Raw genomic sequence first — 22,137 nt, 5'->3', positions numbered from 1 at the left:
TTCAGCCGCAGTCGGCGCATTTGCCGCGCACCTCGATCACCGGGCGGATCGGCTGGAAGCCGGCCTCGCGCGCGGCCGAGCGTACCGACTTGGTGATCGTATCGTCGTCGATATGCGTGGTCTGGCCGCACGAATCGCAGACGAGGAAGATGCAGTCGTGCAGGCAGTCGGGATGCGCGTTGGCGACATACGCGTTGGCGCTCTCGACCCGGCGGGCGAGGTTGGCGCTGACGAACAGGTCGAGGATACGATAGACGCTGTTGGCGGCGACGCGCCGCCCCTCCGCCTTCGACACCGCCTCGGCGATGTCATAGGCCGAGGCCGGCTTGTCGAACCCGGCCAGCGCTTCGAAGATAGACGCGCGCATGCTCGTCCACTGCTCGCCCGCCTTCTCCAGCGCCGCCTGCGCCGCGCGGGCGAGATCGGCGCCCTCGGGCTCGTGGTGGTCGTGACCGTGGTGATCGTGCGCGTGCATGCGTGGAATGTAGTCCTGCGAGCGCCTCGCAGCAAGGTTCCCCATTTGAGTGGCGGCACCGGCCCGCTTCCCACCCGGCCACCCGGCGGCAGCATCATATGAGTGGCCGGGTGGGGAGCGGGCCGGTCCCGTACCTAATTAATAGGTCGCCCGACGATTGAGGTCGTGGCCGAGCGCAAGGATCGCGACACCGAGCACCGTCCACAAGATCTCCTGCCCGCCATGCGGCAGCGTCAGCGCGCCCGCCATCATGCCGAGGCCGAAGGCGCCGACCGCGGAGGGGAGCATATAGCCGTGCTTCCAGATCCCGCGGCCCAGCGCGACCAGCCCGAACAGGATCGCGAGCCCCAGCCCGATCTCGTGGATCGCCGGATGCAGCAAGGCGCCTGCCGCCGAGGCGAGCGCGAGCAGCACCGTGCTCGCGACGCAATGCGCCAGGCACAGGCTCGACAGCCCGATCGCGAGACGATCGAAGCGCGAATCGACCTGTTCCCAGAATCGCGGGGCAAGCACGGTGGCCATGGCCGGCATATAGAAGCGCATCAGCTAAGTTACAACATAACATCGGGGTGCTGCGGCTGGCATTTATGGTTGGCAGCGCATAAACGGCGCGGGTGTCGCAGTTCACCCACAACATCCGCCCGCGCGCGATCGCCAGCTGGCTCTATGCCGTCGCCGCCCTGATCGTCCTGATGGTCGCCGTCGGCGGCATCACCCGCCTGACCGAGTCGGGGCTGTCGATCACCGAATGGAAGCTGGTCACCGGCATCCTGCCGCCGCTGAGCGAGGCGGCGTGGCTGGCCGAGTTCGAGAAGTACAAGCAGATCCCCGAATATCAGCAGATCAATGCCGGGATGAGCCTGGCGGCGTTCAAGGGCATCTATTTCTGGGAATATCTCCACCGGCTGCTCGGGCGGCTGATCGGGGTCGCCTTCGCGCTGCCGCTCGCCTGGTTCGCGATCCGCCGGGCGATCCCGCGCGGCTATGGCTGGCGGCTGGCCGGGCTGCTGGTCCTGGGCGGGCTGCAGGGCGTGATCGGCTGGTGGATGGTGACCTCGGGCCTCGCCGAGCGCACCGATGTCAGCCATTTCCGCCTTGCCGCGCATCTGCTGCTCGCGCTGCTGATCCTGGCATTGCTGGTGTGGACCGCGCTCGACCTGCGCGGGCTGGAGCGCGATCCCGGCTATCGGCCGGCGCGGCTCACCGCTGTCGCCGCGGGGACCGGGCTGATCCTGCTGGTCCAGCTCGTGTTCGGCGCGTTCACCGCCGGGCTCAACGCCGGCCTCGTGACCAATGAATGGCCGCTGATGAACGGCAAGTTCTTCCCCTCGGAGGTGCTCGCGGCGCGCCCCTTCTTCGATGCGCTGGTCAACGACCCCGCACTGATCCACTGGTTCCACCGCTGGTGGGCGTGGGTGACGGTGGCCGCGCTGATCGTGCTCGCGCGCCGCGCTCGGGCGGCAGGCGACCGGATGGCATCGGTCGCGATCCACGCCGCGTTCGGCACGCAGATCCTGCTCGGCATCGCGACGGTATGGACCGGAGTCGACATCCATGTCGCGGCGCTGCACCAGGTCGTCGGCGCGCTGGTCGTCGCGGCGACCGCGTGGGGCGCGCATTCGGTGGGGAAACGTCGATGAGCGACATCGCATTGCTGCACGTCACGTTCGCCACGGCGGAGGAAGCCGAGCGCATCGGCCGGCTGATGGTCGAGGAGCGGCTCGCCGCCTGCGTCAATCTGCTCGGGCCGTGCAGCTCGATCTATCGCTGGCAGGACAAGGTCGAGACCGCGACCGAGCATCGCGCATTGTTCAAGACCACGTCCGAGCTGGCGCGCGAACTCGCCGACCGGATCGCGGCGCTCCACAGCTACGACCTGCCTGCGATCGAGATCTGGCCCGCCGCCGCCGGAGACGCCGTCGCGCGGTGGGTCGACGAAGCCACGCGGTGATCCCCGCCGCCGCTTGCGTGGTCCTGGTCGCGATCGCCGGGCAGGTGGCCGCCGCCCGCTTCGACCCGCCGCTCGACAAGCCGCTGCGCGTGGTGACCGAGTCGGTGCGCACCGACGGCGGCGTCACGCGCAGCTTCGTCAATGCGCGCCGCATCGTCTTCCGGCGCGCCGGGACCGAGCTGCGGACCGAAGTGACGATCGAGGGATCCGAGCCGACCGGCCCGACCGACGACCCCGCCGCGATGGCGCGCGCCGGCTTCGCCCATATCGCGGGACGCACGATCATCTTCCGGCTCGACGCCGCGGGACGGGTCATGCTGGTCGAGGATCACGCGGCGGTATGGCGGGCGATGCTCGACGGTTTCGCGGCGCAGGCGCCGGACGGGACCAGCGCGCTCGACCGCAAGCGCGCGGGCCAGGTGCGCGCGATCGTGGGCGTGCTCGCGGCCATGTCCGCGGAGCGGCAGCGCGACACGCTCGCCTCGCTGGTCGAACCGCTGATCGCCGCCGACGCGACGGGCGAGAGTCCGCCCCGCCCCGTCCGCGTGCCCGCGGCTTCGCCCTATGGCATGGCCGAGCTCGAAGGAATCCGGGTCGCGCGGATGGCGCGGGGTCGGCTTGAGGTCAGCGTGACGGCGCAGGGCAGCATCGCGATGCCGGGGCCGGACGGCACGGCGCGTGCGCGCATGACGCTCGAGACCGAGCGCGCGATCGACCCCGCGACCGGCCTCGTCCTCGAGAGCCGCGAGACGGTGCGCACGCTCGCGCCGGACGGTTCGATCACCTCCGAACGCGGGTCGATGAGCCGGCTTCAAAGATGAAGGTATCATAATACCTGTCAGCAAAGCCGCGATTTGCTTGACTTTCCGCGCCTCTTTCGCCAAATGGCCGCCGTTCGCGCCGCCCCTGATGGCGGCGTCACGCATTTCTAACGCTTCAATTTGTTCTTTAAGCGAGGTCTGGCCCCATGAAGGCGCTGATGAAGACCACCAAGTCGGTAAAGCCGGCCGAGGTGGAGAAGAAGTGGCATATCGTCGATGCCGACGGCCTGGTCGTCGGCCGCGCGGCGGTGGTGATCGCCAATGTCCTGCGCGGCAAGCACAAGACCAGCTTCACCCCGCACGTCGACTGCGGTGACAATGTCATCGTGATCAACGCGGAGAAAGTCCGGTTCACCGGCAAGAAGCTCGCCGACAAGGTCTATTACAAGCACACCGGCTATGCCGGCGGGATCAAGGAGATCACCGCGGGCAAGCAGCTCGAGGGCCGCTTCCCCGAGCGCGTGCTGGAGAAGGCGATCGAACGCATGATCCCGCGCGGTCCGCTGGGCCGCCAGCAGATGCGCAACCTGCGTATCTACAAGGGCGCCGCGCATCCGCACGAAGCGCAGAACCCCGAGGTCCTCGATATCGCGGCGATGAGCCGCAAGAACAAGGTGGGCGCATAATGTCCGACAATCGCCAGTCCCTTTCCGATCTCGGCAACATCGCCGCCGGCGCGCCCGAGGGTGCCGAGGCCGCGACCAGCGCCGATGCCTATCTGGCCGGCGCGCCGGTCGTCGAGACCGCGCCGCTCCGCCAGCAGGAGCTCGACGCCTATGGCCGCGCCTATGCGACCGGCCGCCGCAAGGACGCCGTCGCCCGCGTGTGGATCAAGCCCGGCTCGGGCAAGATCACGATCAACGGCCGCGACCAGGAAGTCTATTTCGCGCGCCCGACGCTGCGTCTCGTCATCAACCAGCCGTTCGGCGTCGCCGAGCGTGATGGCCAGTATGACGTTATCTGCACCGTCAAGGGCGGCGGGCTTTCGGGCCAGGCCGGCGCGGTCAAGCACGGCATCGCCCAGGCGCTGACCAAGTACGAGCCGGTGCTGCGTGGCCCCGTCAAGGCCGCCGGCTTCCTGACCCGCGACAGCCGCGCGGTCGAGCGCAAGAAGTACGGCAAGGCCAAGGCCCGCCGCAGCTTCCAGTTCTCGAAGCGCTAAGCCTCTCGGGCTACGGCCAACGCGAAACGGGGCGGTCCGGAAACGGGCCGCCCTTTTTCGTTGCGCGCCGCCCGGCTAGGGATGCCGCATGACCTTTGCCGATCCGATCGTCGCGCGCATCGTTCCTTTCCTTGAGAGCATCGGGATCCCGGTGATCGTCGATCGGATTGCCGAAGGCACCTTATTGACGGGCGCGATGGTGCGGCGCGGCGCGCTCGTGTTCGATCCGGAGATGCTCGAATGGCCCGGCGACCTGCTCCACGAGGCCGGGCATATCGCCGTCACCGACCCCGCGATACGCGGCGCGCAGGAAGAGGTGTCGCCCGATCCCGGCGAAGAGCTCGCGGCGATGGCCTGGTCGTATGCCGCCGCGCTCGCCATCGGGATCGATCCGAAACTCGTCTTCCATGACGGCGGCTATCATGGCGGCGGCGACAATTATCTTCAGTCCTATCGCAATGACGGCACCGGAATCGGTGTGCCGATGCTGCAATATTACGGGATGAGCGCTGAACCGCACCAAGCCCAAGCCCTGGACCGCGCGCCCTTCCCGGCGATGACGCGCTGGCTGCGCTGACACCGGTAGCTCGCTCTACGGCGAAACCGACAGATGATTTTCGTTACGCTTCAAGCGTATACCCGGACCGGTTACAACTGTGTCCTTGCGGCATCAATCGGCGCCCAAATAGATGCAGTTGTAACGACAGGGACTTGACGCGACCCCGCATCCGCATAGCCTTCCCGAATTGAACTCGGCCGGGGGCGGCTGGGTCAAAGCAGGGGACTGCCATGAAATTCGCTCGTCACCAGCGGCGCGTTCGCGCATCGCTTCTTCTTTCGGCTGGGCTGGGTCTGGCGCTGACCGCGCCGGGCGTCGCCAATGCGCAATCGCTGAGCGCGGCCGACGCCGTCGACAGCCCGCACGCGACCGTCCGCCTCACCGACCTGGTCGAGGCGCCGCATACGAACGGGCAGCCGGTCAGCGTGACGACCGCCGCGCAAACCGGCTTCGTGTCGCCCGCCGAGGTGATCGAGACTCCCAACATCACGATCAACAACAACTTCACCCCCACCCAGGCGCGTGATCCGAACCTCATCACCGGTGTCGGCCAAGTCATCACCGACTCCGGCGGCGGCTTCGTCGGGCTGTGCACGGGCACGCTGATCAATCCGCGCACCATCCTGTTCGCGGCGCACTGCGTGAACACGCGCTCGGCCACCGCCTATGGCGCGGGATCGGGCGGCGTCGGCATCGGCGTCGGCTTCGAGAACAACACCCGCGCCAATGCCGCGGGCCAGACTGACGAGCTTGTCCGCTGGCTGCTCGGCGGTACCGGGGGCGCCGGGCAGTACCAGACCAACCAGGCCCAGGCGTTCTACAATATCAGCCAGGTGTTCTACGATCCGCGCTCGCTGGCGCCGGCGTCGTGCACCAACCCGACTTCGTGCTTCCTCGAGGCCGATGTCGCCACCGCGGTGCTCGACACCCCGACACGCAACATCCCGACCTGGGCGCTGCTGTTCTCGCCGCTCCCCACCCCCGGCAGCATCAATACCGCGACCGGCACCGGCTATCATGTCGAGATGCAGGGCTATGGCAGCTTCGGCACGGGCACGACCGGCCAGGCATCGGGCAGCGATTTCCGCCGCCGCGCCGCCGAGAACATGCTCGGCGCGCTGGTGTCGATCAACAACCGCAATGAATTCCTGTTCGGCACCGCCGGGAGCCCATCGCGGCCGCAGGCGCTCTATTTCCTCGACTTCGACGATCCCCGCCGCGGCCAGGCCGGCGCGGATCCGGAGGACTTCAACGGCTTCCGCGACAATGCGCTACCGCGCGAGGGCCTGACCGGTCCGGGCGATTCGGGCGGCCCGCTGATCCTCGACCGCGCCTTCTCCAAGCCGTTAGTGATCGGCACGCTGTCGGGCGGCTCGACCTTCTTCGGCGGACAGCCCGGCGGCAGCTACGGCACGCAGAGCTTCTACCAGCCGCTGTTCCTCTATTGGGACTGGATCGTCGCGAACAGCCCGTATCGCTACGTCACCGCGGCAGCGGGCAACAAGAACTGGGAAGACCAGACCGCCTGGCTGACCGAGCTCGACCCGAACTTCAACATCATCCTGAACGGCCAGCTCGTGAACGGCCTGCCGACCAATCTCGGCGGCGCGCTGGGCGCCGCGCCCGAATTCGGCGAGATGTGCTTCCAGTCGCCGAGCAACCAGGCCAATCCCGCGACCAACGAGTGCGTGGACATCGCCACCGGCCAAGTGCGCAACAACGTGCCCAACGGCGCGACCGAATCGAGCGCGCCGCTGGTTGCGGACATCACGGGCAATTCGGGCCTGACCATGCCGGTCGAGACCGCGCAGGCCGATCCCGGCTATTCGGACACGGTGCGTCCGGCGCCGACAATCGCGAACGGCCTGCCCGGCGCCACCAACTTCACGCCGAACAACATCGACGGCGTGCGCGCGACGGGGCAGATGGGGCGTTATTACGACGTCACGCTGCGCAACACCGGCGTGGTCACGCTGAACTCGGCGGTCACGATCGACCGCTTCTCGATCGCCGGCGCGACGTCGCAACTCAACATCGCCAGCGGCGCGTCGCTCAACAGCCTGATCGAGATCCGCCAGCTCACCGGCACGATCCAGAACAACGGCACGCTCACCTCGCCCGGCGACTATCTGCTGCTCTCGGGCCTGCTGACCGGCAACGGGACCGTGCGGGCGCCCTTCACGACCAGCGTGCTGGGCAGCATCGCGCCGGGCACGCTGACCACCACCGGCACGTTGACCTTCCAGGGCAATCTCGTCCTGTCGTCAGGCTCGAACTATCTGGTCGACGTCGGCGCCAACGGCGTGTCGGATCGGATCGTGCTCAGCGCCACCACGTTCAACGGCACTACGCCGACCAACGGCCTGGCGACTCTCGGCGGCAATCTGACGCTGTCCTTCTCGCCGACGACGCTGCGCGGCGGCAACAGCTACACGATCCTGACCGCGCAGGGCGGCATCACGGGCACGTTCAACGCCCCGACCTCGCTCAGCGCGATCCTGACGCCCAAGCTCAGCTACACCGCCAATTCAGTAGTGCTGAACATCATCACCGGCAGCTACGCCAACGTCGTCTCGTCGAGCGATACGATCGGCTATACTTACGCGCTGCTGCTCGACGCGAACCGTCCCAACGCAGCGATGTTCGACTCGCTCTACGGTCCGCTCGACCTGCAGAACGCGGCGACTATCCGCTCGACGCTGGCGAGCCTCGCCCCGGCGAGCGAATCGACGGTGCAGACGCTGGGCCTCGCGGTGGTGGATTCGAACGCGAACTTCATCCGCACGCGCCTCCAGCGGCTCGATCCGGCGAACCTCGGCGGCACGCTGGCGCATTATGGCCGGCCGGTGCAGGTCGCCGCGCTGGGCATGTCGCCCAACGGCACCAACACCGTCGCCAGCGATATGGCGGCGCCGATGCTGCTGCAGGAAGGCGCGCTGCCCGAGAATATGAGCGGCTTCCTCTCGGGCGGCTATCTCACCGGTGACGGCCGTTCGATGACCGGGATCGGCGGGCGCGACGACTTCGACGGCTGGTATGTCGGCGCCGGTATCGAGGTCGGCGTGGGCGACAACAGCCTGGTCGGCTTCGCGCTGAGCTACACCGACCTCGAGGGCACGCCCTCGTTCCCCGGCCAGACGGTCAAGAACGAAGCGTTCCAGGGCACGCTCTATGCGAAGATGGTGAGCCCGAACGGCCTCACCGTCGATGGCCAGGTCACCGCTGGCGCGATCAACGCGAAGAGCGAGCGCTCGGTCAACTTCCTCGGCACGCCGTTCACGCTGCGCGCCTCGGATACCGCGCTGGTGATCAGCTCGGAGCTTGGCCTGGGCAAGGATCTGGGCGGCGGCACGTTCGAGATCACCCCGCGCATCGCCGGCCGCGCCACGCATATCGGCTTCGGCAGCGCGGTGGAGAGCGGCGGGCCGATGGCGCTCGACCTGCGTCGCCACGCCTTCACGAGCTACCAGGGCCGCGCGGGCATCACCTTCGGCGCCAAATCGTCCAAGGTGCGGCCGTTCGTCACCGGCACCTATGTCCACGAGTTCGCGGACCAGCCGGACTTCGTCGACGCCTATCTCGTCGGCGGCACGCGCGGCGTGCTGTTCGCGCTCAACGGCGAGGACAAGGACTGGGCCGAGATCAGCGGCGGGCTCACGCTCAAGGCCGGCTCGGTCGATCTCTCGATCGCGGCGGACACCACGCTCGAGCGCACCGACCTGTCGGTCCAGACCTATCGCGGATCGGTGACCTTCCGCTTCTGACCGCACGACCGACGTAATGAAGAGGCCGCCCCTTCCGGGGCGGCCTTTTTCGTTGTTCAGGCGGACGGCGGCGACAGCGCCTGATCGGGCGTCGCGCCCATGATCCGCGCGATCGTCTCGATCTCGGCGCCGCCGATGCGGATCTCGTTGAACGAGGGCGGACTCTCGCGCACGCGTTCGGACAGGGTTCCCGCGCCGATCAGCCGCACCGTACCGCTCCCGCTCGGGTGCCGCACGTCGAAGGGATCGTGGACGTGCCCGGTCAGCACCGCGGCTGCCCCCGCCTGCGCCAAGGCCGCCAGCGCGCGCCGACCGCCGCGCGTGCGCGAGGTGCTGCGCGTCCCCGCTTCGACCAGGGGGTGGTGGCAGGCGATGAAGACACGATGCCCCCGCGGCGCCGCCTCGACCAGCGCCAGCGCCTCCTGCAGCGCGCGCATGCTGACATGGCCCTTCGACCAGTTGAGCCGCCACTGGAAGCGCGCCGTGGTCTTGAGCGGCACGATCGTCACCCCGTCGAGATCAAGCGGCCGCTCGATCATCCGCTCGAGGGCACGGTAGCGGCGATAGGGGGTGAAGAAGCGCGCCCACAGGTTGAAATAGGGCAGGTCGTGGTTGCCGACCTCGACCGTCACCGGCCGCCCGAGTTGCTCCAACCACTTGGCGGCCGCCTCGAACTCGCGTGCGCGCGCGCGCATCGTGAGGTCGCCGGTCATCACTACCGCATCGGGCTGCTCGTCGCGTACCAACCCTGCGAACCAGTCGAGCGCGGCACGGTCCTCCGCGCCGAAATGGATGTCGCTGACATGGAACAGGCGGATCATGCGGTGTCCCCCAGCGTGGCGATGAAGGCCGGATGAGTCATGCCGCCGGTCACCTCGGCATCGGGCTCGAGTGTCACCGGCTCGCCGTCGAACAGCGCGAGCACCGGGCGTCGCGCGATTGGGCGCAGCCGCTCGGCACGCCGCTCGGTCACCGCGCGCGCGGCGATCCAGTCCCCGGTCAGCCAGTTCCAGCCGAGTTCGGCGATCGAGGCCCAATCACGCGCGTCGATCGCCGCGACCTCAAGGCCGTTGGCGGCGGGCGCGACGAACACCGCCTGATAGCGTCCGCGCATGCCCGGCACCCCGGCGACGCGAATGCCCTTGCCGAACGTGCGCCGCCACGCGGTGCGCATCGCGCCCAGCACGCGCGAGACGCGTCCCTTTCGCGCCGCCTCCCGCGCCCGAGCCCAATGCGCCGCAGGGCCGAGGATCAGCCCGACGAACGCGCGGTGCGGCCCGGCCTCGACGTAGGGCAAGGCGACCTTGCGCGCGCCGTCATGCGCAACGTGGATGATGTCGGCCGGCTCGACATCGCCGTGCAGCGCCTTGGCGAGCAGGTTCATCGTCCCGCCGGGCAGGATCAGGAAGGCGCCTTCCCAGTCCGCCAGCGCGCACAAGGCCGCGTTGATCGTCCCGTCACCGGCGAACAGCACCACAGTGTCGACCCGCGCCGCCGCAAGCTCCGCCTCACCTGGGATCTCCGCATCCGGGAACTCGGTCCGTCCGGCGAGCGTCAGCCCGCGTTCCTCGAACACCGCCTCCAGCGCCTCGCACTTCTCGCGCGTCGCCGACCCCGAATGGGGATTTGTGATGAACCACAGCCGCTCCATACCGCCTGCTAACGCATGACTCCCGATCGCGCCGCATCCTTCCGCCCGCGCCGCACAAAAGAGAAGGGACCCCGAAGGGCCCCTTCAAAGGTCCGTTCCGGATCGACGACTCAGGGCTGCTGCTGACCGCCCTCGTCCTCGTCGCGGTCCATTTCGTCGCGCTCCATCTCGTCGCGCTGCTGGCCACCCTGCTGCCCGCCATCCTGCTGGCGCTGCGGCTGCTGGTTCTGCTGCTCATCCATATTCTGGTTGCGCTGCTGGTTCTGCTGGCCGCCGGGGTTCTGGTTCTGCTCGCGTTCGTTCATGGCATCCTCCTGGTGCCCCCGCTCGTGATGGTTGAACGAGCCGCCGTCGCGATCGATCCTCCGTCCGTCGCATCCGCTTGAGACGAAACGAAAAAGCCCGCCAGGTCGCGCGACCGGCGGGCTTTCGAAATGGTGGGCGCGGCAAGGATTGAACTTGCGACCCCTGCGATGTCAACACAGTGCTCTACCACTGAGCTACGCGCCCGATTGCCTTGCGGCGAATCTCGGGAAGCGGCGCTTTAGCGGGGGGCGCTCCCCCTTGCAAGCGCCGGAACGTTTGCTTTTAGATTCAGCTGCGCCGCATGCGGCATCGGTCCGCACGAGCGGAGCAAAACTAGTTGCTGCTCGGAACCTGCTCCATCTCGAACAGGCGGTCGACCTCGAGCACCAGATCGCGCAGGTGGAACGGCTTGGACAGCACGCGTGCCGACGGAATCTGCTTGCCTGCCTTGAGCGTGACCGCGGCAAAGCCGGTGATGAACATGACGCGCATGTCGGGCGCGATCTCGCCGGCCTTCTGCGCGAGCTCGATGCCGTCCATCTCGGGCATGACGATGTCGCTCAGCAGCAGGTCGAACTGCTCCGCCTCGATCAGGGGCAGCGCCGCGGTACCGCGGTCGACCGCGGTGACGGCATAGCCCGAACGTTCGAGCGCGCGAGTCAGATACTCGCGCATCACCCGGTCGTCCTCAGCCAGAAGAATCCTGATCATTCCTACCCCTTGCCGCGCCGGAGCCCGTGCCGCCGCAGCGCGAATCCGGCGCGTCTGCGAAGCCACAGATTATGCGCCAAGGGCTTAAGATTTTCCAGCCGTCCGCACCGTTGCCCTGCCCGCAGCGCGCGCATAGGCTCGCGCGGGTGAGCAGCACGCCGTCCTTCGACCGTCTCGGCCCTGACAGCCCCGTATCGCCGGTCGTGCTGTCGGTGCCCCACGCCGGGCGCGACTATCCACTGCCGCTGCGCGCGGCGCTGCGCGTGCCGCTCGCCAGCCTGCTCCCGCTCGAGGATCGCCACGCCGATACACTGGCGATCGCGGCGCGCGGAGCGGAGACCCTGTTCGTTGCCAACCGCGCGCGCGCATGGATCGACCTCAACCGCGCCGAACATGAGCGCGACCCGCGAGTCGACGAGGGCGCCGCACCGATGCCCGAGAGTGCGATGTCGCTGAAGCTCAAGAGCGGCCTCGGCCTCATGCCGCGCCGCGCGAGCGCCGCCGATCTGTGGCGCCGCCGCTTCGCCGACGAGGAGGTGCGCCAACGGATCGAGAACGATCACCGCCCCTATCATGCCGCGCTCGCCGCGGCATTGGCGGCGGCACGCGACCGCTTCGGGGTCGCGGTGCTGCTCGACATCCACTCGATGCCCCCGCTCGCCGCCGGAAGCGCGCGGATCGTGATCGGCGACCGTTTCGGGCGATCCGCGGCGGCGCGCTTCGTCGGGCGGATCGAGGGCGCGGTCCATGCCGCGGGCCTGCGCAGCGCGGTCAACACACCCTATGCCGGCGGCCATGTGCTCGATCGCCACGCCGATGCGGCGGCGGGGATCCACGCGATCCAGATCGAGGTCGATCGCACGCTCTATCTCGACCGCCGCCGCGACCTGCCCGGCCCCGGCCTCGCTTCAACCGCGACCTTGCTGCGCCGGATCATCGAGGCGGTGGCCGACGAGGCGCTCCCCTTGGCTGCAGCCGCGCAATGAGCGTGGTCGCCGAGATCGTGTCGAGCGTGCTCGAAGCGGTGTGGGAGGAAACGGTCGGCGCGATCCACCGGCGTTTCGGCCTTACGGCGGCCATCCTATTCGCGGTCGTCTCGCTGGCGCTGGTCGCCGGCGGCATCGCGCTTCTCGTCCGGGCATAAAAAAACCGCCCGGTGTTGCCACCGGGCGGCCAAGGTTCAGGGAGGAGACACGCCCGAGGGCGTGCCGCACGGCTCCGCGAAAGGGGGGACACGGAACCGTACTGAACAGAATATAGGGGGGCTTGACCGTGGCTTCAAGGCCACAATCGGAAATGCGACGAATTGAGGAGGAATAGCCCGCAAGCCGTTCTATCCGGCGGAAAATCTCGCCGGGGACGTGCACGGGATATTGGGCGCCGCGGTCAGCGCGGCAAGGGCGCGCCTGGCCGCGCCATCGCGGCCGGGCGCGCGCCTGTCGTCAGGCGGCCGGCACCACCGGCTGCGGGGCGACACCGCCCTGCTGCAGCTGGCGCGCGAAAATCTCGCGCATCAGGCCGAGCGAGAAGAGATGGGCGTAGATCAACGGCAGCATGCCGTTCTGCGCCATCTTGCGCAGCTGGTCGCCGCGCAGATCGTTGAGCTTGTTCTCGTCAACCATGCGGAAGCCGCGATAGATATAGGGCTGCGCCGCGCCCTCGGGCTGGATCGCGACCTCACCGTCCATCAGCAGGCCGAGGTCGCCCAGCTCCTTGATGAACGCGTTGGTCTTCTGACCCGCGATCTCGAACTCTTCGTTGAACTTGAGGATCTGCTGGACCAGCTCGGTCGGCTTGCCGTCCTCGAACAGCGCATCGCCCTCGTCGAACGCGCCGATCGTGTCCGAAGTCGGATCGAAGCACAGCGACAGTTCCTCGGCGTCCGGGCGCAGCCGGGCGAGGATGTAGGGATAGCGACGGACATAAGCGGGAACATAGATGTTCTCGCCTTCGCGGATCTTGCCGGTCTCGTCGAAGAAGACGTTAGCGCCCTCATTGAGGCCCATCAGCCCGAGCGGCACCGCGTCGTCACCGATCGAGAAGACGATCGGCATGTGGCGCTGGACGAGCGGAAACTCTTCCACCGTCAGCGGGATCGCATGCTGCTTGGCGAGGAACGGCGCCGAGTCCGCGCGGCGGATACGGAAATTGCCGTGGATCTCGCTCGAGAGCGGCTGGAGGTCATTATAGAAAAGCGGAAGACCCTGTGCTTGCGGCGCGCTGGCCATGAAACTCTCCTGGATTCGGGACTGGCGCGGTCTATTGGCCGCGACGCTCCGGCGCAAGGGAAACGAGCTTCCCGGGGTTGAACAGGTTCAGGGGATCGATTGCGCGCTTGATCGCGGCGAGCGCGTGCATTCGCGCAGGGGAGGAAAGCCGCGCCAGTTCGTCGCGTTTCATCTGGCCGATGCCGTGCTCGGCCGAGATCGACCCGCCCGCCGCAACCACCAGGTCGTGGACGAATGGACTCACGATCCCCGCATTGCGGGCCGCCCAGTCCGCCGGGCTTCCCGCGGGCGCGCGGACATGGAAATGGACGTTGCCGTCGCCGAGATGCCCGAACGCCCCCGCGCTCGTGCCGGCGAACCGCGCCTCGACCGCGCGAGCGCCATCGATCATGAAATCGGGCATCGCCGCCACCGGAACCGAGATGTCGTGCTGCAGCGCCGGACCGCTGGCGCGCTCGGCCTCGGAGATGGAATCGCGCAGTTTCCAGAACGCCTCGGCCTGCGCCTCGCTCGCCGCGATCACCGCGTCCGCCGCCAGATTGGACGCGAGCGCCTGGCCGAGCAGCCGCTCGAGCAGCGCCGCGGGCGCTTCCTGCTGGTCGCTCGTCGCAACCGCCTCGATCAGCACGTGCCAGGGATGCGCGCCGGCGAGCGGCGCACGCGTGCCGGGGATGTGCGTCAGCACGGCGTTGAGCGAATGCGCCGGCACGATCTCGAAGCTCTCGATCGTATCGGTCGCCGCCTCGACCATCCGCAGCAGGTCGAGCGCGACATGCGGCGACGCCAGCCCCACCCACGCCACCGCGCGGGCCTGCACCGCCGGGACCAGCTTCAGGCTCGCCGCGGTGACCACGCCGAGCGTCCCCTCTGCGCCGACCAGCAGCTGGTCGAGGTCGTAGCCACGATTGTCCTTCTTGAGCGCGGCGAGTCCCTCATGAATGCTGCCGTCGGGCAGCACCGCCTCGAGCCCGAGCACCAGCCCGCGCATCGTGCCGAAGCGCAGCACCTGCGTGCCGCCGGCATTGGTCGAGACCAGCCCGCCCACGGTCGCGCTGCCCTTCGCCCCGAGCGTCAGCGGGAAGCGCCGCCCCTCGGCCAGCGCCGCCTCGTGCAGGTCGGCGAGGATCACCCCCGCTTCCGCCTCGACCAGGTTCGCCGCCGCATCGACTCGCCGCACGCGGTTCATCCGCCGCAGCGACAGGATCAGCGCCGTGCCGTCGGCGGGCGGCGTGGCGCCGCCGACCATCGAGGTGTTGCCCCCCTGCGGCACCAGCGGCACTCGCAGCTCCACCGCGAGACGCACCGTTTCCGCCACTGCTTCGAGCGAATCCGGCTGCAGGATCGCCGCCGCGGCGCCGCGATAGCGGCCGCGCCAATCCTCGAGCCACGGCGCGATCGCCTGGGCACCGGTGACCGCCACCTTGGCACCGAAACGTGCCGTCATGGCGTCGATCAGTTGCGCTTGGGCCGGAGTCATGCCGCGCCGCTACCACTCGGCGACAGGGCGGGCAATTCATCCACTGTTCAAGCCCGTCCGCTATGGGGCAGGATGAGATGGTGAATCTGTTGCTTGCCGCCACTGCTGCGCTGTTGCTCCCGCTCGCCCCGCCGGGCGAGACCCGCAAGGCCGCGCCCAAGGCGAACACCGGCACGACGCGGGTGGCCCAGATCCGCATCCAGCAGCATTTCGTGATTCGCGTGCCGCGCCCCGATGCGGTGCGCCGTGTCTCCGCCCCCGCTGCGCCGCTCCCGCCGATCGCCTGGGTCGAGAAGGATGCGGACAAATGCGTCAAGATGCAGAGCCTGGCTGGCGCCACGATCACGCGCCCCGACAGCGTCGACCTGTTCCTCGCCGGGGGCAAGCGGCTGCGTGCCAAGCTCGGCAACGAATGCCCGGCGCTCGACTTCTATTCGGGTTTCTACGTCAAGCCGACCAAGGACGGCATGATTTGCGCCAAGCGCGACATGTTCCGGTCGCGCTCCGGCGGGGAATGCCGGATCAAGGCATTCCGCACGCTGATTCCCGCGCGCTGACTTGAACTTATCTTGACTTTGCGCGCCATTTCCCCAATGCGCGCGGCTGACTTAATGCGGGCTTACGCCCCTTTTTCCGGACATCTGGATGAGCTTCGCCGATCTCGGCCTCTCTGACGAATTGCTGAAGGCCGTCACTGAGGCCGGCTATACCGACCCGACCCCGATTCAACGCCAGGCGATCCCCTCGGTGCTGATGATGCGCGACCTGATCGGCATCGCCCAGACCGGCACCGGCAAGACCGCCTCGTTCGTCCTGCCGATGATCGACATCCTCGCCCAGGGCCGCAGCCGCGCGCGCATGCCGCGCAGCCTGATCCTTGAGCCGACGCGCGAGCTCGCCGCGCAGGTCGCCGAGAATTTCGAGAAATACGGCACGCATCACAAGCTCTCGATGGCGCTGCTCATCGGCGGCGTGCAGATGGGCGACCAGGTCAAGGCGCTGGAGAAGGGCGTCGACGTGCTCATCGCCACGCCGGGCCGCCTGATGGACCTGTTCGAGCGCGGCAAGATCCTGCTCACCGGCTGCAACATGCTGGTGATCGACGAAGCCGACCGCATGCTCGACATGGGATTCATCCCCGATATCGAGAATATCTGCACCAAGCTGCCGGCCAACCGCCAGACCCTGCTGTTCTCGGCGACGATGCCACCGCCGATCAAGAAGCTGGCCGACAAGTTCCTGTCGAACCCCAAGACGATCGAGGTCGCCCGTCCGGCCTCGACCAACACCAACATCACCCAGCGCCTCGTGCCGGTCGCCAACAGCGCGTTCGCCAAGCGCGAGACGCTGCGCCGCCTGCTCAGCGCCGAGGACGTGCGCACCGCGATCATCTTCTGCAACCGCAAGACGACGGTGCGCGAGCTCAACAAGAGCCTCAAGAAGCACGGCTATCGCTCGGCCGAGATCCATGGCGACATGGACCAGGCGTCGCGCATCGCCGAGCTCGACCGGTTCAAGGCGGGCGACGTCAACATTCTGGTCGCGTCCGACGTCGCGGCGCGCGGGCTCGACATCAAGGGCGTGAGCCACGTCTTCAACTTCGACGCGCCCTGGCATCCGGACGATTATGTCCACCGCATCGGCCGCACCGGCCGCGCGGGTGCGACCGGCACCGCCTATACGCTGGTGAGCTCGGCCGACGCCGAGGCGATCGAGAATATCGAGAAGCTGCAGGGCACCAAGATCGAGCGGATCGGCGAGCTGCCGGCCGGCGACGAGCCCAAGGAAGAGAAGAAAGGCCGCGGCAGGAAGGCGAAGGCCGACAAGCCCAAGACCGAGGACAAACCGCGCGAGAAGAAGGCCGAAGAGCCGCGCGAACCGCGGCGCGATACGCCACGCGATGCGCGCAAGGACGATCGCCCGCGCCGCGATCGCCGCCGTGAAGAGCCAGATGATGGTCCGGACCAGGGCTGGAACGGTCCGATCCCCGACTTCCTCAATTTCACGATTCCCGCCTGACCGGATCGGGAGACGAAAAAGGAGCTGGAGGATGGGCAGCGTGAGCCGACGGACCGTAATGGGCGGCATTGCCGCAGCATCGGCAGCAAGCCTGGCCGAGGCGCATAGTCCGGCCGGGGACGAGCCGCGGCGATATTTGCGCCACCAGGTATTCTTCTGGCTGAAGAACCCCGGTTCAATCCAGGATCGCGACAAGCTCATCGCCGGATTGCGCAAGCTGCGCGCGATCGCGGAGATCAAGGAACTCCGTATCGGCGTTCCGGCGGAAACCGAGGCGCGCCCGGTCGTCGACAACTCCTTCGCCGTCTCCGAGCTGATGCTGTTCGAGAGCAAGGAGGCGCAGCTCGCCTATCAGCTCCACCCGCTGCACAAGGCGTTCGTCGCTGAATGCGAGCCGCTGTGGAGCAAGGTCGTCGTCTACGACAGCATGGACGTTTGATGCCGGGAGAGGCGGACGAGGATTCCGATTTCCTCGACTTCACGCCCCTTCCGAGCGTGGAAAGCCCCTGCGTCAGCATCTGCCGCATGAAGGACGGTTTCTGCAAGGGCTGCGGCCGGACGCTCGGCGAGATCGCCGAATGGTCCACCGCCACCGACGCGCGACGGCGCGAGATTCTCGACCGGATCGAGCGCAGGAAGTCGAGCTAACGGCCGAGGATCTTGCGGTAGAGCGCAAGATACGCATCGGCCATGCGATCGACGGTGAAGCGCTCGGCCACCGCCCCGCGCGGTGCCTGGCGATCGATGCGGTCGATCTGCGCGACGGCCTCGGCCGCTTCCTCCAGTGACCCCACCAGAAAGCCGGTGCGACCATGGTCGATCAACTCGGGCATCGATCCGCGCCGCATCGCGATCACCGGCGCGCCGCACGCCATCGCCTCGATCACCGACAGCCCGAACGGCTCGTCGAAATTGATGAGGTGGAGCAATGCATGCGCCTGTCCCAGCGCGCGCACCCGCGCCTCGCCGCCGACCGGCCCGTGATAGATGACCATCGACCCATCGCAGGCCGGCTTCACCGCCTCGTCGAAATAGCCCTGGTCCTGGACCACGCCGTACAGGTGCAGCCGCCGGCCGGTCGCGCGAGCGACCTCGATCGCTTCCTTCGCGCCCTTGTCCGGATGGATGCGGCCGAAGAACAGCAGATCCTCGCTCCCGACCGGATCATACGGGAATTCCTCGAGCCGAATCCCGTGATGGATCGTCGCGGCGTAGCGCAGCGCAGGATGCCGGTCGGCGTCGCTGATCGCCACGAAGTGCACGCGATCCTGAAAAGGCGCATACATCGGCAGGATCCGCTCGGACGAAAAGCCGTGGATCGTCGTTACCAGCGGCGTCCCGATCAGCGGCGCGAAGGCATGGGCGGGGAAGTCGGCCTGGTTGTGGATCAGGTCGAACCGGTCGGCCTGCGCGAACAGATGCGAGAGGTGGCGATATTCCCACACCTTGGCGTCGACCGACGGGTCCTCCGAATAGGGCGCCGGCACCACGCCGTCGAGCTTGCCCGCGGTCACGCTGTCGAGCGTGGCGAAGAGGGTCACGTCCACCCCACGTGCGACCAGCGCCTCGGTCAGCAGGCTGGTGACCAGCTCCCACGGGCCGTAGTGGCGCGGTGGCGTGCGCCAGGCGATCGGCGCGAGCATGGCGATGCGCATCAGGTCGATCGCCCGAGTCGCACGACCACGCCCTCATTCGGGGCAAGTTCGCCAAGGGGCGACGGAGCGGCGAGCGTGCTCACCAGCAGCTCGGCCGCCTCGCCCTCGGGCAGCGAATAGCGTCGGCGCGCTCCCCCGAGGTTGAGCGCGACCAGCACACGCTCGTCGCCGAAGCTACGCGTGTAGCTGAGCACCTCCCGCTCGCACCTGGCAAGCGCGAAGTCACCGATGCTGAGCGCCTCGCTCGACCGCCGCAGCGCGAGCAGGGTACGATAGAGACTGAGCATCGAGCCCGGATCATCCGCCTGCGCGGCAACGTTGCGCGTGCGCCAGTCGCCATGCAGCGGCAGCCACGGCTCGGCCGTGCTGAACCCGGCGTAAGCGCTGTCGTCCCAAGCCATCGGTGTACGCGAGCGGTCGCGGCCGAGGCCCATGCCGGGCTGGCGCAGATCCTGCGGATCGCGGATCCGATCGGGCGGGATGTCGACCTTGCCGATGCCCAGCTCGTCGCCCTGATAGAGCGTCGGCGTCCCCCTGAGCGTCAGCAGCAGCATCGCCGCGACCCTAGCCTGCGCCTCGCCCAGCCGCGCGGCGATGCGTGGCGCGTCGTGACTGCCGATCACCCAGTTGGGCCAGCCGCCGGGCGGCAGCGCGGCCTCGTAAGCAGTGATCAGCGCCGTCAGCGCCTCCGCATCCCAGATCACGTCGAGCAGCTGGAAGTTGAAGGGCAGATGCACCCCCGGCGCCTCGCGGCCATAATAGTGCATCAGCGTGTCGAGCGGCAGGCAGATCTCGCCCACCAGCAGCCGCTCGCCATATTCGTCGGCGAGCTTGCGGAACGACGCCGCGATCTCGTGCACCTCGGGCTGGTTGGCCGAATGGAGCTGGAGCAGCTTGAGCTTCTCGCCGAGCTCGGGACGATAATCGGGGTTGAGCGGATTGTCGGGCAGTCCCTCGGCCTTCACCATGTGCCACAGCACGTCGATGCGGAAGCCGTCGACCCCGCGATCGAACCAGAAGCGCAGCACATCGGCCATCGCCGCGCGCACCTGCGGGTTGCGCCAGTTGAGGTCGGCCTGTTCCCTGAGGAAGGCGTGGAGATAATATTGACCGGTGGCGGGGTCATATTCCCACGCGGAGCCGCCCATGTCGCTGATCCAGTTGTTGGGCGGTCCGCCCCCCGGCGCGGGATCGCGCCAGATATACCAGTCGCGCTTCGGGTTATCGCGCGACGAGCGGCTCTCGACGAACCAGGGATGCTCAATCGAGCTGTGATTGGGCACGAAGTCGAGCAGCAGCTTGAGCCCGCGGCGATGCACTTCGGCGAGCAACCGGTCGAAATCGGCGAGCGTGCCGAACACCGGCTCGATCCCGCGATAGTCGGCGACGTCGTAACCGAAATCGGCCATGGGCGAAGGGAAGATCGGCGACAGCCAGATCGCGTCGACGCCCAGCCCGGCGATATGGTCGAGCCGCGCCTCGATCCCGTTGAGGTCGCCCACGCCATCGCCGTCGCTGTCCTGGAACGAGCGTGGATAGACCTGATAGACCACGCCCCGTTCCCACCAGGGCACCGCTCGCTTCGCATTTTGCATCGCGGCAAAAAACCGCCGCCGGCGATGGCGGTTCCGTTACCTGCCCGCCAGCGCGCGTCCCGCCACCGCATCGAGCTTCGCGAGCAGCTCGGGATCGCGGACATGCGGCGCGGTGATCAGCGCGGTATCGAGGCAGGTGTCGATCGGCGAGGGCTCGCGGGTCTCGGGCAGTCCGCGCAGCAGATTGACGACCATCGCCCGCGCCTTGACCGCGTTGGCGGAGAGCTGCGCGATCACCTGCGCCACGTCGACCGCCGCCTCCTCCTCGCGCCAGCAATCATAGTCGGTGACCATGCCGACCAGCGCGTAGGGCAGCTCGGCCTCGCGCGCGAGCTTGGCCTCGGGCATCGCGGTCATGCCGATCACCTGGCAGCCCCAGCTGCGGTAGAGATGGCTTTCCGCGCGCGTCGAGAATTGCGGTCCCTCCATCGCGAGATAGGTGCCGCCCTCATGCACGTCCGCACCTGCGGCACGCGCCGCCGCCGTCGCCAGACGCGACAGGCGCGGGCAGACCGGGTCGGCCATCGAGACATGCGCGACCATGCCGCTGCCGTAGAAGCTCGATGGCCGCCCCTTGGTGCGGTCGACGAACTGGTCGACCACGCTGAACGTGCCGGGCGCGCGCATCTCCTGCAGGCTGCCGACCGAGGAAACCGACAGCACGTCGGTGACGCCGAGCCGCTTCAGGCAATCGATATTGGCGCGGCTATCGAGCTCCGACGGCGAGATGCGGTGGCCGCGTCCGTGCCGGGGCAGGAACGAGACGCGCGCATGCCCCATCCGGCCGGTAAAGACTGCGTCCGAGGGTTCACCCCAGGGCGACACGACGTCCACCCATTCACCGCCCTCGATCCCCTCGACGTCGTAAAGCCCGGATCCGCCGATGATCCCGATATGCCAGCCGCTCACTCGACCCCCTTCGCCGTCACTCTGGGCCGCGCATAAGCGAAGTAGATGACGATGCCGAGCGCATTCCACGCGAGGAACCACAGCTGCGTCTTGGCGGGCAGGCTGAAGAACAGATAGATGCAGCCGAGCACCGCGCCCCCGCCGACCAGCCACCAGAGCGGCGTGCGGAACATGCGCGGCGCATCGGGCGCGCGGCGGCGCAGCACCATCATGCAGACGGCCACCGCGGTGAACGCGGCGAGCGTTCCGGCATTGGCGAGCGCGGCGATCTCGTCGATCGGCAGCAGCCCCGCGATCACCGCGACGATCGCCGCGGTGAACAGGGTGATGCGCACCGGCGAGCCGCGGCTCGATACCTTGGCGAGAGCGATCGGAAGCATCCCGTCGCGCGCCATGGTGAAGAAGATGCGGCTCTGCCCGAACAGGAAGCCGAGCAGCACGGTGGGCAGCGCAATCACTGCGGAAATGGCGAGGAACCGCGCGACTTGCGGCTGGCCCAGCTCGCGCAGGATCAGCGCGAGCGGCTCGGGGCTGTTGGCGAAGCTGGCGAAGGGCACGGCGCCGACCGCCGCGACCGCGACGAGCATGTAGATCGCGATGCACGCGATCATCGACCCGACGATGCCGATGGCCAGGTCGCGGCCGGGATTCTTGGTCTCCTCTGCCGCGGTCGAAATCGCATCGAATCCATAAAAGGCGAAGAAGATGATCGCCGCCGCCGCCATCACTCCGCGCTCGACGCCATCCGCCGACATCGTCTTGGCGAAGCCGAACGGCGCGAACGGCTCGAGATTGGCGCCGTTGAAATAGGGCAAGGCCACCGCGACGAACACGGCGAGCGCGACGATCTTGAC

25 protein-coding genes and 1 tRNA gene are annotated in these 22,137 nt (G+C 68.0%); 13 read left to right on the top strand and 13 right to left on the bottom strand.

Annotated features, from left to right (window positions below; all coding sequences use genetic code 11):
- Window position 1 precedes the first annotated feature (1 nt).
- Both ABDV68_RS08160 and ABDV68_RS08155 read right to left on the bottom strand, forming a co-directional pair.
- Window positions 2–475 (bottom strand): transcriptional repressor, encoded by a 474-nt coding sequence (locus ABDV68_RS08160; protein WP_343519315.1) that lies wholly within the window; start codon window positions 473–475, stop codon window positions 2–4.
- Window positions 476–613: 138 nt separating this feature from the next.
- The gene (locus tag ABDV68_RS08155) at window positions 614–997 is read right to left on the bottom strand and encodes a MerC domain-containing protein (protein WP_343519314.1); all 384 of its coding nucleotides are present in this window, start codon (window positions 995–997) and stop codon (window positions 614–616) included.
- 92 nt (window positions 998–1,089) lie between these two features.
- On the opposite strand from ABDV68_RS08155, the gene ABDV68_RS08150 reads away from it, so the two are divergent.
- From ABDV68_RS08150 to ABDV68_RS08120, 7 genes are all read left to right on the top strand, one after another.
- Window positions 1,090–2,115: a COX15/CtaA family protein gene (locus ABDV68_RS08150; RefSeq protein WP_343519313.1), complete on the top strand. Its 1,026-nt coding sequence runs from the start codon at window positions 1,090–1,092 to the stop codon at window positions 2,113–2,115.
- Window positions 2,112–2,426, top strand: coding sequence for a divalent-cation tolerance protein CutA (gene cutA, locus ABDV68_RS08145; RefSeq protein ID WP_343519312.1), 315 nt, complete (start codon window positions 2,112–2,114; stop codon window positions 2,424–2,426). Before ABDV68_RS08150 ends, cutA begins: the two co-directional genes overlap by 4 nt.
- Window positions 2,423–3,247, top strand: a complete 825-nt coding sequence (locus tag ABDV68_RS08140; RefSeq protein ID WP_343519310.1) for a hypothetical protein — start codon at window positions 2,423–2,425, stop codon at window positions 3,245–3,247. The genes cutA and ABDV68_RS08140 overlap by 4 nt, the downstream gene beginning before the upstream one ends.
- Window positions 3,248–3,393: 146 nt before the next feature.
- A complete protein-coding gene (gene rplM / locus ABDV68_RS08135; protein ID WP_343519309.1) occupies window positions 3,394–3,873 on the top strand; it encodes a 50S ribosomal protein L13 in 480 nt (159 codons plus the stop codon).
- A complete protein-coding gene (rpsI, locus tag ABDV68_RS08130; protein ID WP_343519308.1) occupies window positions 3,873–4,409 on the top strand; it encodes a 30S ribosomal protein S9 in 537 nt (178 codons plus the stop codon). Before rplM ends, rpsI begins: the two co-directional genes overlap by 1 nt.
- Window positions 4,410–4,497: 88 nt before the next feature.
- On the top strand, window positions 4,498–4,986 hold the full coding sequence (locus ABDV68_RS08125) for a hypothetical protein (RefSeq protein ID WP_343519307.1): 489 nt from the start codon (window positions 4,498–4,500) through the stop codon (window positions 4,984–4,986).
- Between the two features lie 212 nt (window positions 4,987–5,198).
- A complete protein-coding gene (locus tag ABDV68_RS08120; RefSeq protein WP_343519306.1) occupies window positions 5,199–8,732 on the top strand; it encodes an autotransporter domain-containing protein in 3,534 nt (1,177 codons plus the stop codon).
- Between the two features lie 56 nt (window positions 8,733–8,788).
- On the opposite strand, the gene ABDV68_RS08115 is transcribed toward ABDV68_RS08120, so the two are convergent.
- The 5 genes from ABDV68_RS08115 to ABDV68_RS08095 all read right to left on the bottom strand — a co-directional run bounded on the left by ABDV68_RS08115 (window position 8,789) and on the right by ABDV68_RS08095 (window position 11,400).
- Entirely contained in the window at window positions 8,789–9,553 is a 765-nt protein-coding gene (locus tag ABDV68_RS08115) for a metallophosphoesterase (RefSeq protein WP_343519305.1), read from the bottom strand.
- On the bottom strand, window positions 9,550–10,383 hold the full coding sequence (locus tag ABDV68_RS08110) for a diacylglycerol kinase family protein (RefSeq protein ID WP_343519303.1): 834 nt from the start codon (window positions 10,381–10,383) through the stop codon (window positions 9,550–9,552). The genes ABDV68_RS08115 and ABDV68_RS08110 overlap by 4 nt, the downstream gene beginning before the upstream one ends.
- Before the next feature lie 110 nt (window positions 10,384–10,493).
- Window positions 10,494–10,688: a hypothetical protein gene (locus ABDV68_RS08105; RefSeq protein ID WP_343519301.1), complete on the bottom strand. Its 195-nt coding sequence runs from the start codon at window positions 10,686–10,688 to the stop codon at window positions 10,494–10,496.
- 130 nt (window positions 10,689–10,818) lie between these two features.
- Window positions 10,819–10,893: transfer RNA gene (locus ABDV68_RS08100), tRNA-Val, on the bottom strand.
- Window positions 10,894–11,022: 129 nt separating this feature from the next.
- Window positions 11,023–11,400, bottom strand: a complete 378-nt coding sequence (locus tag ABDV68_RS08095) for a response regulator (RefSeq protein WP_343519300.1) — start codon at window positions 11,398–11,400, stop codon at window positions 11,023–11,025.
- A 146-nt stretch (window positions 11,401–11,546) separates the two neighbouring features.
- Here ABDV68_RS08095 and ABDV68_RS08090 point away from each other — a divergent pair, with 146 nt between their 5' ends.
- Window positions 11,547–12,386, top strand: coding sequence for an N-formylglutamate amidohydrolase (locus ABDV68_RS08090; RefSeq protein ID WP_343519299.1), 840 nt, complete (start codon window positions 11,547–11,549; stop codon window positions 12,384–12,386).
- On the top strand, window positions 12,383–12,544 hold the full coding sequence (locus tag ABDV68_RS08085) for a hypothetical protein (RefSeq protein WP_343519298.1): 162 nt from the start codon (window positions 12,383–12,385) through the stop codon (window positions 12,542–12,544). The genes ABDV68_RS08090 and ABDV68_RS08085 overlap by 4 nt, the downstream gene beginning before the upstream one ends.
- Window positions 12,545–12,842: 298 nt before the next feature.
- Here ABDV68_RS08085 and ABDV68_RS08080 read toward each other — a convergent pair whose 3' ends face one another.
- The gene (locus ABDV68_RS08080; protein WP_343519297.1) at window positions 12,843–13,628 is read right to left on the bottom strand and encodes a SapC family protein; all 786 of its coding nucleotides are present in this window, start codon (window positions 13,626–13,628) and stop codon (window positions 12,843–12,845) included.
- Window positions 13,629–13,659: 31 nt separating this feature from the next.
- Window positions 13,660–15,105 carry an FAD-binding oxidoreductase gene (locus ABDV68_RS08075; RefSeq protein WP_343519296.1) on the bottom strand — a complete coding sequence of 482 codons (1,446 nt, stop codon included), beginning with the start codon at window positions 15,103–15,105 and terminating at the stop codon, window positions 13,660–13,662.
- Between the two features lie 80 nt (window positions 15,106–15,185).
- Between ABDV68_RS08075 and ABDV68_RS08070 the strand changes: the two genes are divergently transcribed.
- The 4 genes from ABDV68_RS08070 (at window position 15,186) to ABDV68_RS08055 (ending at window position 17,772) form a co-directional block, all read left to right on the top strand.
- Window positions 15,186–15,662: a hypothetical protein gene (locus tag ABDV68_RS08070; RefSeq protein WP_343519294.1), complete on the top strand. Its 477-nt coding sequence runs from the start codon at window positions 15,186–15,188 to the stop codon at window positions 15,660–15,662.
- Window positions 15,663–15,750: 88 nt separating this feature from the next.
- Complete coding sequence (locus ABDV68_RS08065; RefSeq protein ID WP_343519293.1) at window positions 15,751–17,124, top strand: DEAD/DEAH box helicase; 1,374 nt, start codon at window positions 15,751–15,753, stop codon at window positions 17,122–17,124.
- Window positions 17,125–17,155: 31 nt separating this feature from the next.
- A complete protein-coding gene (locus tag ABDV68_RS08060; protein WP_343519291.1) occupies window positions 17,156–17,563 on the top strand; it encodes a Dabb family protein in 408 nt (135 codons plus the stop codon).
- Window positions 17,563–17,772 carry a DUF1289 domain-containing protein gene (locus tag ABDV68_RS08055; RefSeq protein ID WP_343519290.1) on the top strand — a complete coding sequence of 70 codons (210 nt, stop codon included), beginning with the start codon at window positions 17,563–17,565 and terminating at the stop codon, window positions 17,770–17,772. The genes ABDV68_RS08060 and ABDV68_RS08055 overlap by 1 nt, the downstream gene beginning before the upstream one ends.
- Here the strand turns inward: ABDV68_RS08055 and ABDV68_RS08050 are convergent.
- The 4 genes from ABDV68_RS08050 to ABDV68_RS08035 all read right to left on the bottom strand — a co-directional run.
- A complete protein-coding gene (locus tag ABDV68_RS08050) occupies window positions 17,769–18,779 on the bottom strand; it encodes a glycosyltransferase family 4 protein (protein WP_343519289.1) in 1,011 nt (336 codons plus the stop codon). The two genes, ABDV68_RS08055 and ABDV68_RS08050, sit on opposite strands and share 4 nt — an antisense overlap.
- Window positions 18,779–20,374: an alpha-amylase family glycosyl hydrolase gene (locus tag ABDV68_RS08045; RefSeq protein WP_343519288.1), complete on the bottom strand. Its 1,596-nt coding sequence runs from the start codon at window positions 20,372–20,374 to the stop codon at window positions 18,779–18,781. The genes ABDV68_RS08050 and ABDV68_RS08045 overlap by 1 nt, the downstream gene beginning before the upstream one ends.
- Window positions 20,375–20,410: 36 nt before the next feature.
- The gene (mtnP, locus tag ABDV68_RS08040; RefSeq protein ID WP_343519287.1) at window positions 20,411–21,283 is read right to left on the bottom strand and encodes an S-methyl-5'-thioadenosine phosphorylase; all 873 of its coding nucleotides are present in this window, start codon (window positions 21,281–21,283) and stop codon (window positions 20,411–20,413) included.
- Window positions 21,280–22,137, bottom strand: an 858-nt coding sequence (locus ABDV68_RS08035) for an amino acid permease (protein ID WP_343519286.1), incomplete at its 5' end; no start/stop codon positions are given. The genes mtnP and ABDV68_RS08035, both read right to left, overlap by 4 nt.

Source organism: Sphingomonas sp. (genome assembly GCF_039595165.1).
In the GTDB taxonomy this organism is placed as follows: Bacteria; Pseudomonadota; Alphaproteobacteria; order Sphingomonadales; family Sphingomonadaceae; genus Sphingomonas.
This window is presented reverse-complemented; position numbering and strand designations above follow the sequence as displayed.